Source organism: Nocardia sp. NPDC060255 (genome assembly GCF_042727395.1).
Lineage (GTDB): Bacteria > Actinomycetota > Actinomycetes > Mycobacteriales > Mycobacteriaceae > Nocardia.
Window position 1 is genome coordinate 383580 of the sequence record NZ_JBHXAU010000004.1, and the last position, 9600, is coordinate 393179.

8 protein-coding genes and 2 pseudogenes are annotated in these 9600 nt (G+C 67.5%); 7 read left to right on the forward strand and 3 right to left on the reverse strand.

What is annotated here, in order from left to right; all coding sequences use genetic code 11:
* Positions 1 to 94 precede the first annotated feature (94 nt).
* Positions 95 to 1271, forward strand: a pseudogene (locus ACFWF1_RS11895) (AI-2E family transporter).
* Position 1272: 1 nt separating this feature from the next.
* Here the strand turns inward: ACFWF1_RS11895 and ACFWF1_RS11900 are convergent.
* Positions 1273 to 1938 carry an enoyl-CoA hydratase-related protein gene (locus ACFWF1_RS11900; protein ID WP_379281774.1) on the reverse strand — a complete coding sequence of 222 codons (666 nt, stop codon included), beginning with the start codon at positions 1936 to 1938 and terminating at the stop codon, positions 1273 to 1275.
* 50 nt (positions 1939 to 1988) lie between these two features.
* Positions 1989 to 2597 carry a TetR family transcriptional regulator gene (locus tag ACFWF1_RS11905; protein WP_379281775.1) on the reverse strand — a complete coding sequence of 203 codons (609 nt, stop codon included), beginning with the start codon at positions 2595 to 2597 and terminating at the stop codon, positions 1989 to 1991.
* Positions 2598 to 2644: 47 nt separating this feature from the next.
* Here ACFWF1_RS11905 and ACFWF1_RS11910 point away from each other — a divergent pair, with 47 nt between their 5' ends.
* The 3 genes and pseudogenes from ACFWF1_RS11910 to ACFWF1_RS11920 all read left to right on the forward strand — a co-directional run.
* Positions 2645 to 2803, forward strand: a complete 159-nt coding sequence (locus ACFWF1_RS11910; protein ID WP_379281776.1) for a hypothetical protein — start codon at positions 2645 to 2647, stop codon at positions 2801 to 2803.
* A 499-nt stretch (positions 2804 to 3302) separates the two neighbouring features.
* Entirely contained in the window at positions 3303 to 3851 is a 549-nt protein-coding gene (locus ACFWF1_RS11915; protein ID WP_379292196.1) for a TetR/AcrR family transcriptional regulator, read from the forward strand.
* Between the two features lie 359 nt (positions 3852 to 4210).
* A pseudogene (locus ACFWF1_RS11920) lies at positions 4211 to 4416 on the forward strand (ribosomal protein bL12); the annotation flags it as partial.
* A gap of 23 nt (positions 4417 to 4439) precedes the next feature.
* On the opposite strand, the gene ACFWF1_RS11925 reads toward ACFWF1_RS11920, so the two are convergent.
* Entirely contained in the window at positions 4440 to 6299 is a 1860-nt protein-coding gene (locus ACFWF1_RS11925) for a Na+/H+ antiporter (protein WP_379292197.1), read from the reverse strand.
* A 125-nt stretch (positions 6300 to 6424) separates the two neighbouring features.
* On the opposite strand from ACFWF1_RS11925, the gene ACFWF1_RS11930 reads away from it, so the two are divergent.
* The 3 genes from ACFWF1_RS11930 (at position 6425) to ACFWF1_RS11940 (ending at position 9271) form a co-directional block, all read left to right on the forward strand.
* Positions 6425 to 7327, forward strand: a complete 903-nt coding sequence (locus ACFWF1_RS11930; protein ID WP_379292198.1) for an alpha/beta fold hydrolase — start codon at positions 6425 to 6427, stop codon at positions 7325 to 7327.
* Between the two features lie 201 nt (positions 7328 to 7528).
* On the forward strand, positions 7529 to 8149 hold the full coding sequence (locus tag ACFWF1_RS11935) for a TetR/AcrR family transcriptional regulator (RefSeq protein WP_379292199.1): 621 nt from the start codon (positions 7529 to 7531) through the stop codon (positions 8147 to 8149).
* 150 nt (positions 8150 to 8299) lie between these two features.
* Positions 8300 to 9271 (forward strand): enoyl-CoA hydratase/isomerase family protein, encoded by a 972-nt coding sequence (locus ACFWF1_RS11940; protein WP_379292200.1) that lies wholly within the window; start codon positions 8300 to 8302, stop codon positions 9269 to 9271.
* The last annotated feature ends 329 nt before the right edge of the window (positions 9272 to 9600 follow it).

Consider the following 9600-nt stretch of genomic DNA (forward strand, 5'->3'; position numbering starts at 1 on the left):
GGCCTCTCGGGTGGCCGGTGCTGGTGTGACCCGGTCGCAGGCCTGCGCCGCGCGGCAGACAAGGACCCGCTTGGCCCCGTGCAAGACTTGGCCCGTGAGTGGGCCTAAAGCAGACATTCAGCACAACCCCGACAAGACGGCCCAGAGTGGCGGTAGCCACGCCGTGCCGGATCGCGGCGACGTGATCGGGTCCGGAATCATCTGGCTCGCTAAATGGTCGTTGTGCATTGTCGCGATCGCGGCGGGCTCGTGGGTGCTGATGTTTCTGCTCGCGAAGCTGTGGGTGGTGATCTTGCCGGTGGCGCTCGCGATCGTTGTGGCGACGGTGCTGTGGCCGCCGACGCGGTGGCTCACCAATCATGGTTTGCGTCCGGCGCTGGCCGCGACGATCACGATGGTGGTGTTCATCGGCGCGCTGGCCGGAGTCATCGCGCTGATCGTGCCGTCGGTGGTGGACCAGGCGCCCGACCTCGCCGATAAGTCCACCGCCGGTGTCAATCAGGTGCGCGACTGGATGCAGGGTCCGCCGCTGCGGATCCGCGACGAGCAACTCAACTCCGCGGTCGATGCGATCGTGTCCCGGCTGCAGTCGAGCGCCGCGCAGATCGCCGGTGGTGTGTTCAGTGGAGTGTCCACGGCGACGTCGGTGCTCATCACCCTGTTCCTGGTGCTCGTGCTGAGCTTCTTCTTCGTCAAGGACGGCCCGCGACTGCTGCCGTGGCTGCACGCCGTGCTCGGCAGCCGCAGTGGCCTGGCACGTCGAGGAGGTGCTGAACCGGATCTGGGGCACCCTCGGCGGTTTCATCCGGACCCAGGCCCTGGTCAGTTTGATCGACGCGGTGTTCATCGGTGCGGGGCTGGTGATCCTCGGGGTGCCGTTGGCGCTGGTGCTCGCGGTGATCACGTTCATCGGTGGTTTCGTCCCGATGGTCGGTGCGTTCGTGGCGGGCGCGCTCGCGGTGCTCGTCGCGTTGGTCGGCAATGGGTTCACCACCGCGTTGATCGTGCTCGCCATCATCGTCGCGGTGCAGCAGTTGGAAGGTAATGTGCTGCAACCGGTTCTGCAGAGCCGCAGCATGAAGCTGCACGCGGTGCTGGTGTTGCTCGCCGTCACCGCGGGCGGCTCGCTCTACGGGATTGTCGGTGCGTTCCTCGCCGTTCCGGTGGTGGCGGTGGTTGCGGTGGTGGTCCGTTACCTCGGCGAGCAGATCGATGTAATCACCGCCGCACCCGTGGCGTCGGACGACGAGGTTCAGCCCGCACCGGAGTAGGTCAGCCGTTCTGCCTGGCCGCCGCGAGCGCGGCGATGGCGTCGGCGAACATGGTGTTCTTGATGGCGCCGAGGGTGCTGGAATCCTTGCCGCCGAGCGGGGCGAGGATGGCGAGCGCGGTGTCGGTGATCGCGCCCTCGGCGGCGGTGGCGTCGACGATATCGACTGCGAGCGCGTCGGTTCCGCCGAAGCGACGGCCGGTGGTCATCGAGGCGACCGCGGTTTTCGGGGAGAGCTTGGCTTGGATGAGCGCGGCCATCCCCTCGGTGAACGGGATGCGGATGTCCACCTCGGGGAAACAGAAGTAGCCGCGATCGGCGCGCATCACCCGGTAGTCGTGCGCGATGGCGAGCATGGCGCCCGCGCCGAAGGCGTGCCCGGGCAGCGCGGCGACCGTGGGGACGGGCAGCGCGAGCACGCGCGCGAACACAGCCTGCACCTCGCCGACGTACCACTGACTGCGGTCGCCGTTGGCGCCGAGCCAGTCGAGGTCGAGTCCGTTGGAGAAGAACTTTCCGCCGGCGGTGGTGACCAGGCCCTGCGCGCCGTCGGCGAGGACGGTGTCGAGGTGGGCGTTCACTTCGTCGAGAAAGGCCGGCGAGAAACGATTTTCGTCGTTGCCGAGGTCGAGGACGGCGATCTTGTCGTGGTAGCTGAGAGTCGGCATGAGATTCCTTGTGTCGAGAGGTGGTGGATTTTCCTGAACATGAATTGCTGTCACGGTGGCGAACCGAGCGCGAGCACGGCCCGGACTGCCGCGCGAAGTTGCTCACGGGCAAGGGGATTGGTGAACCGTTTGCGGCGCAACAGGATCGCGGTGGGCAGGTCGACCAGGCACAGGTTGAGGACATCGACCGCGCGTCCGTCGGCCCGATCCCAGAGGTGCCGCGACAGTCGGATCATCAACTCCACCAACACCTTGTCGGTATCCGCGAGCTCGGTCGCGATGGTCTCGGGCACCTCGCCGAGCAGTTCATCACGCTCGACGGTGAGCAGCAACCGCGACGACACCGGGAACTGCTCGGCGAACACCGCGGGCGCCTCGGCCGCGGCAACCACCGCGTCGATGCCGTCGCACCGATCGGGCCCGTCCAGCGCGCGGTCGACCAACGCGGACTGCAACGCCAGAAACCGATGCGCCGCCCGCAACCAGGTGCGCCCGAGCAACTCCGCCCGAGAACCGAACGTGTGATAGATCGCGCCGTTGGACACCCCGGTCGCCGCCGCGACCGCCCGCGTGGTGACCGCAGCCGGACCCGATCGCACGGCCAGCGACTCCGCGGCATCGAGCACGACGTCGGGATCGTGGGTGCGGGGGCGAGGCATGCGACCACAATAACAGAGCGAGCGCTCTGCTATTCGGCGCGTCTATCGTGGCTTTCGCCGTCCTGCCGCACCGCCGTCCTGCCGCACCGCCGTCCTGCCGCACCGCCGTCCTGCCGCACCGCCGTCCTGCCGCGCTGCCGCGCTGCCGCGCTGCGCTGACCCGCCGCCTCGTCGCGCCGTTGCGCCGCGCCGGCCTGCCGCGCTGACCCGCTGGCCTGCTGCGCCACCCCGCCACCCCGCCACCCCGCCACCCCGTCGCGCCGCCCCGTCGCGCCACCCCGCCGCGCCGGCCCGCCGCCCCGCCGCGCTGACCCGTCGCCTCGCCGATCCGCGCCGCCGCGTCTCGCCCCGCCGCGCCTGCATGTGTGCAGGTCGTCTTGCGTGTGCCCTGTCTATTAGTTACGGCGTGCTGGCGGTGGACGTGTTCTGGCACGCCGAATCATCCGCGGCAGTCGATGGATCGGATACGTGCACGCGCTCGATCGACCCTGCGATGCTCGCGCGCTATGAGATAGCCCGGCGCACTCGCTCGCCGAGCGTGGTCTCGATTGCACACGCGCACTACATATTTCGCCGGGTAACAGGTACTAGAGGTCGCTGGAACAGCGGGTGTAATGGCTTGGCTATCCTCGTACGAGCCGACGAGACAATGGGGTACTGTTCGGTCCTCCCACCCCTGCCCGAACGAACAGAACGGCGCCCGGCATGTCACGTGTGGTCACCAAGGAGCAGTACTTCGACACGGCTCTGGAGGTGCTCGCCGAACTCGGTTTCAAGGGGCTCAACATCGGCGTGCTGTGCCGTCGGCTCGGGGTCACCAGCGGCTCGTTCTATCACCACTTCGGCAGCTGGCAGGGCTTCGTCGACGCCTTACTGGAGCACTGGGAGAACCGGCAGGTGCTGATCCTGCGCACGCTGAAATTCAACCAGGGCAACCCCGACGACGACATCCGCGCCATGTCCGACCTCGCCGCAGGCCTACACCACGCCGCCGAAGCCGCGATCCGCGCCTGGGCGGGCAACGACGAATCGGTGAACCTGGCGCTCAAGCGGGTCGACGAATCCCGCAGGCGCACAGTGCACAAGGCGATCAAGGGCGTCATCGGCGACGAGGACACCACCGCCGTGGTCACCTCCCTCGGCATGGCCATGCTGATCGGCTACCAGCAGATCGCCGCAGGCGGCGAAGATCCTTCCCTGGATCAACTCCTCAACCAATACGCCCGCCTCATCTACTCCCACGCCCGCCGCTGACCGCGAAGCTTCGCTGACCAGCCCGTCGCTGACTGGGCACGCGACGGCCGAGCGCCGCAAGCCGCAAAGTCCATCGACCGCATCGGGCTCGGTGACCGCCGCGCATGTCATGTCGTGCTGCGTTCGATATTGTTGGCCATTCCGCGCGCGCCTCGCGGCATCGCGCGCGGCGACGGTGTCAAGTGCGGGGCGTCGCTCGAGATGTCCACGTTCTCAACGGATCTCAGCAAGTCGCACGCTGCATAACGGTGCCTCGGTCACGGCGAAAGCGCAACCTGAACCCGCTCCGCGGCGAGATGATGATCAGACCGTGCGCCGACGGGATGCCACGAGGACAGCAGGGGTCGGTCATGTACGGGGAGCAGACCGAGTTCAATGTGATGCTCACCGAAGCTGGTGAGAAGAAGACCAATGTGATCAAGGCCGTCCGTGAGCTGACGGGCCTGAGTCTCGAGGACGCCAAGCCGTAGTCGACGGTGCCCCGGCGATGGTCCTCGAAGCGGTACTCAAGAGCGAGGCCGACAGGGCCAAGGCGCTGTTGGAGGAAGCCGGGGCTCGCGTATAGCTGAAGTGAAGCGTGCCGGGGGATCAGCCCAGTAGTTCGTCCACGTAGCACCAGCGCCAGGCCTCACCGGGTTCGACGCTGCGCATGACCGGGTGCTGGGTGCTGCCGTAGTGCTTGGTCGCGTGGTTGCCGACCGAGGAGTCGCAGCAGGCGATGTGCTTGCAGGTGAGGCACATTCGCAGGTGTACCCAGGTCAGGCCCTCGGCGATGCACTCTTCGCAGACGTCGGGGCCGGCGGGCTCGAGGACCATGGGGGCGTCTTCCAGATGCACACACGTATCGCCCGCGGTGGGGGCGGCGAGCGGTTCGAGACGTTCCTCTTCGGTCTCGTCGTACCGGTCGATCATCGATTCCTCGAGGTCGAGTCGGGCCAGCACGTATTGCAGGATCTCGTAGTCGGCCCCGCCCGAATCTCGTACGCGCAGTACCGTTTCCCGTTCCGCGCGCAGCATCGCCAACCGCAGTCGCCGGTATTCGGCGGTCGGGGTGGCCTGCTCGGATTCGGATCGGCCGAGACGCTCCCAGGCGGCGTTGGTTTTCCAGGTGACTCGGTCGTTCAGCGAATCGACCACCGACTGAGGCGTTTCCGGGGTGATCCACTTGTCGAGCTCGGCGAGGCCCGCGGTTGTCGCCTGTTGGAGCAGATTCGCCTTCTGCAGCGCGTTTTCCGCGCGACTCGGTCCGCGCAGGTGCAGCATCTTCACCAGCCACGGCAACGAAGTGCCTTGCAGCAGTAGCGTTCCCGCGACAACGACCAGCGCGAGCAGTTTCAGCACCGGCAGCTGCGGTGTGTCTTCGGGCAGCAGCAGTACCGCGGCCAGGGTGACCACGCCGCGCATGCCCGCCCACGACACCACCGTCGAATGCGCGATCGGCACGCCGCCGGTATGGCGGCCGAGCCGGCGAATCAGCAACGACCACGGGAAGATCCACAACGGTCGCGCCAGCATCGTCACCAGCAGCACGCCGATCGCGGCCACCACCACGGTCCGATGGTCGAGCCCGCTGCTCCACGCGCCTTCGAGGATCGCGCGCACCTGCAACCCGATGATCACGAACACCGAGCTCTCCAGAATGAACTGGATAGTGCGCCAATTGGTGCGTTCCGCGATCCGCGACGCCGCGCTCTGCCACACCGGCGCGCCGTGCCCGAGGATCATGCCGCAGGTGACCACCGCGATCACGCCGGACGCGCCGATCCCTTCGGCGGGCAGGTACGCCGCGAACGGCGCCAGGAAGGACAGCGTCGTATCGAGCACCGGGTCGGTGATCCGGCGACGAAGCAGCGCAAGCAGATACGCGACGACAACGCCCACCGCGGCACCACCGCCCGCCGCGAGCAGGAAGTCGCCGCCCGCCTGCCACACCGACACGGTGCCGGCCGACGCGGCGATCGCGGTACGCAACGCCACCAGCGCGGTGGCGTCGTTGAACAGCGACTCGTCCTCGAGGATCGTGACGATCTGGCGCGGCATGCCGATCCGCCTGGCCACCGCCGTCGCCGCCACCGCGTCCGGCGGCGCCACCACCGCACCGAGCGCGACCGCGACCGCGAACGGCACCGGCAGCAGCCACCACACCACGGAGGCGACGGCGAAGGTACTGAACAGCACCAAGCCCACCGAGAGCGACGCGATGGTTTTCAGGTTGGCGCGGAAGTCGACCAGCGACGTCCGGATCGCCGCCGTATACAACAGCGGCGGCAGCAGACCGAGCAGGATGATCTCCGGATCCGGATGAATCTCCGGCACGAACGGCAAATACGACGCCGCGACCCCGGCCAGGGTCAACACGAGCGGCTCGGACACCCCGAACCGGCGGGCCAGCGCCGCGAGCGCTGCCGCAGAAGCAACAAGAACCACTAGGCCGATCGCGACATGCACGGTGGCATTCTCGCAGAGCGCACCGACGGCAACTCGGCCCGCAGTACATGACACGTCCGGTGTCGACGGATTTCCTGTGCCAGAGGGGTTGAGGGGCCATGCTTGTCGGCGACAAGGAGGTAGGCATGGAGGAGTTTGCGTCCTGGCGGGCGAACGGCAGGCGGTTCACCCACCGCGGCCACCAGATCTTCTATCGCGACGACGGCGGTGGGGCCGACGGCACGCTGGTCTGCATCCACGGTTTCCCGACCGCGTCCTGGGACTGGCATCGCCTCTGGCCGGGGCTGTGCTCGCGGTTCGCCCGGGTGCTCGCGCCGGACATGATCGGTTTCGGTTGGTCGGCGAAGCCCAGCAATTACCGGTACTCGATCGGCGATCAGGCCGATATTCACGAGGATCTGTTGCGGGAGCAGGGGATCGGCCGGTTCCACATCCTCGCCCACGACTACGGCGACACTGTCGCGCAGGAGTTGCTGGCTCGCGACGCCGAACGCCGGGCAGCGGGTGATGAGTCGCTGGTGCTCGAGTCGGTGTGCCTGCTCAATGGTGGCTTGTTCCCGGAGACGCACCGGGCTCGGCTGGTGCAGCGGCTGCTGGCCAGTCCGCTCGGACCGCTGGCCAGCTTCCTGGCATCCGAGCGGGCCTATACGACCAGTCTGTCGTCGGTCTTCGGGCCCGACACCAAACCGACTCGGGACGAACTGGATCAGTTCTGGACGCTGTGGTGCAGCAAGCGCGGTAAACGCAACGGACACAAGCTGATTCGTTATATGGCCGAACGTCGCAAGTATCGCGAACGCTGGGTCGGGGCACTGCGCGACGCTCCGGTTCCGTTGCGTCTCATCGACGGTCTCCTCGACCCGGTCTCCGGTGCGCACATGGCCCGCCGCTACCGCGAACTGATTCCGAACCCCGACGTGGTGGAACTGGCGAAGATCGGCCACTACCCCCAAGTGGAAGCCCCCGACGAGACCCTCTCGGCCTTTCTCGATTTCCACGCGACTCGGGTGCCGCATCGCACCACCTGATTGGGCGAGTCGCAGTTCCTACCCCTTCGGTCGGTCCACCCTGGCAACGAGCTGACAGGGTGGACCCGTCGGCGGGGCTCGACACCGAGGCGATCCATTAATGCCGCCCACACGGCCCTCGTGATCACCCGAGCCAGGCGCAGGACGGCCAGTTGCCCTGGCGTTGCGTCGTGCTTATGGCATATCCCATAACATGGTCGTATGGCAGGGACACGCCGAGCGCGTAGTGACGGTTCTGTTCGGCCGCGTCCGGGTGATGCGCGGCGGCGGATGATCGAGGGGGCGGTCGATTCGTTGCGGGTACACGGTGCCAGCGCGACGAGTGTGGATCGGGTGCTCAGCACTACCGGCGCGCCGCGTGGATCGGTGTATCACCATTTTCCTGGTGGGCGCACGGAGCTGATCAATGATGCGGTCGTCGCGGCCGGGACCATGATGTCCGAGTTCATCGAGCGGTTGACCGTCGACAACGACCCGGTGACCGCACTCGACAAGTTCGCCACGATGTGGCGGCGCACGTTGCTCGACAGCGAATTCCGTGCGGGCTGCCCGGTATTCGCGGTCGCGGTCGAAACGAACGACGATGCACCGGAATTCGCGCGTGCCGCCGCCGACATCTTCGCTCGCTGGGCCCGTGCGCTCACCGAAATGCTGGTCCGGGACGGCATTTCCGAGTCTCGCGCGCGCAGTATCGCCACCCTCACCGTCGCCGCGTTCGAGGGGGCGATCGCGCTGTGCCGGGCTCAGCGTGACATCACACCGCTCGACGATGTCGTCGGTGAACTGCGCGACCTGATTCCGGCGGTCACCCGCGCCGAATAGTCCCGGAGCGCTCGCAGCCGGGTGGGTGCTACCTCTTGACACACCTACTATGGTGGACACCATAATCAGGAACCGGCTTCGGCTGAATCGCGTTTGCGCCGAAGCCTTCTCGACCACCCGCCGTTGTCCTGCGCATCGAAGGAGCCGCCGATGTCCGCCGCCGACCTCCCACTGGAGACCATCCGACTGGCGCAGGATGGGCGGGTGCTGACGGCACGGGTCGTCGCACCACCGCTCAACTTCGCCACCCCCGAGTTCGTCCGCGACCTGGACACGCTGACCGCCGCGGTCGACGCCGACGACACCGTGGGCGCGGTCGTGATCACCGGTGGGCTGCCCGGCCGGTTCCTCACCCACGCGGACCCGCGCGCACTCATCGGCATGGTCGAGCTGCCGCATCCGTTCATCCCGGCTCGAAACGCGGCACCGTTTCTCCGGATCGGTGATGTGGCGATGCGAGTGCCGGGCGCGACGCGACTGGCGGAACGCTTCGGCGGTGGGCTCGGCGCCGGACTGGTGTGGGGGCATCGGTGGAAGAAGACTACGCTGCGGATGAACCGTTCTGGCGTGGTGTATTTGGCGGCGATCAACGGTCCCGCGCTCGGCGGCGGCCATGAGATCGCGCTCTCCTGCGATCTGCGGTACGCAGCGGACGCCGACCACGTCAAGCTCGGCCAGATCGAGACCCTTGCCAACCTGATCCCCGGTGGCGGCGGAACCCAGCGCCTGTCGCGACTCTTGGGCGCCGCCAAGGCCATTGAGGTAACCCTCGAAGGCGCACCGCTGTCAGCGCAGGAGGGCTACCGACTCGGTCTGGTGCATCGACTGGTGCCCGAAGACCAGCTCCTCGCCGAAACCCAGGCCACAGCAGCCAGATTGGCCACCCGAAACCCGATCGCCATCGCGGAATCCAAGCGCGCCATCTACTTCGGCACCGACAAGTCCCTGTCCCGCGGCCTCGACCGCGAGCAAGCCGGATTCATCTCCGCTGGCACCACCGCCGCGGCCGCCCGCACCACCACGGCATTCTTGGACGACCTCGAACGTCTCGGCGACACCCCATTCCTCGCCGACCTGAAACCGTGGCTCGACGGCACCCGCGTAGACCAGATCGGCAAATAGTCGGTTTCGCAGCGCACCGTCCGGCTAGGCGGTCACCCGGAACAGCATGCCGCGCATGGTTTGTCGCGCCGCGTACGAAGCGGTCGACGATTCGCTGCGCGGCAGGACGCAAGGTGCGCGGCAGGACGTAAGTTGCGCGGCAGGACGTAAGGTGCGCGGCAGGACGTAAGTTGCGCGGCGGGATGCAAGGTGCGCGGCGGGATGCGATGTGCGCGGCAGGACGCTAGGTGCGCGGCGGGATGCAGGGTGCGCGGCCTGTGCCTAGGTGTGGCAACGCGTGAGCGCCCCGGACGTGCGGCGGGGGCGCCATGACAGAAACCCAACCCCCC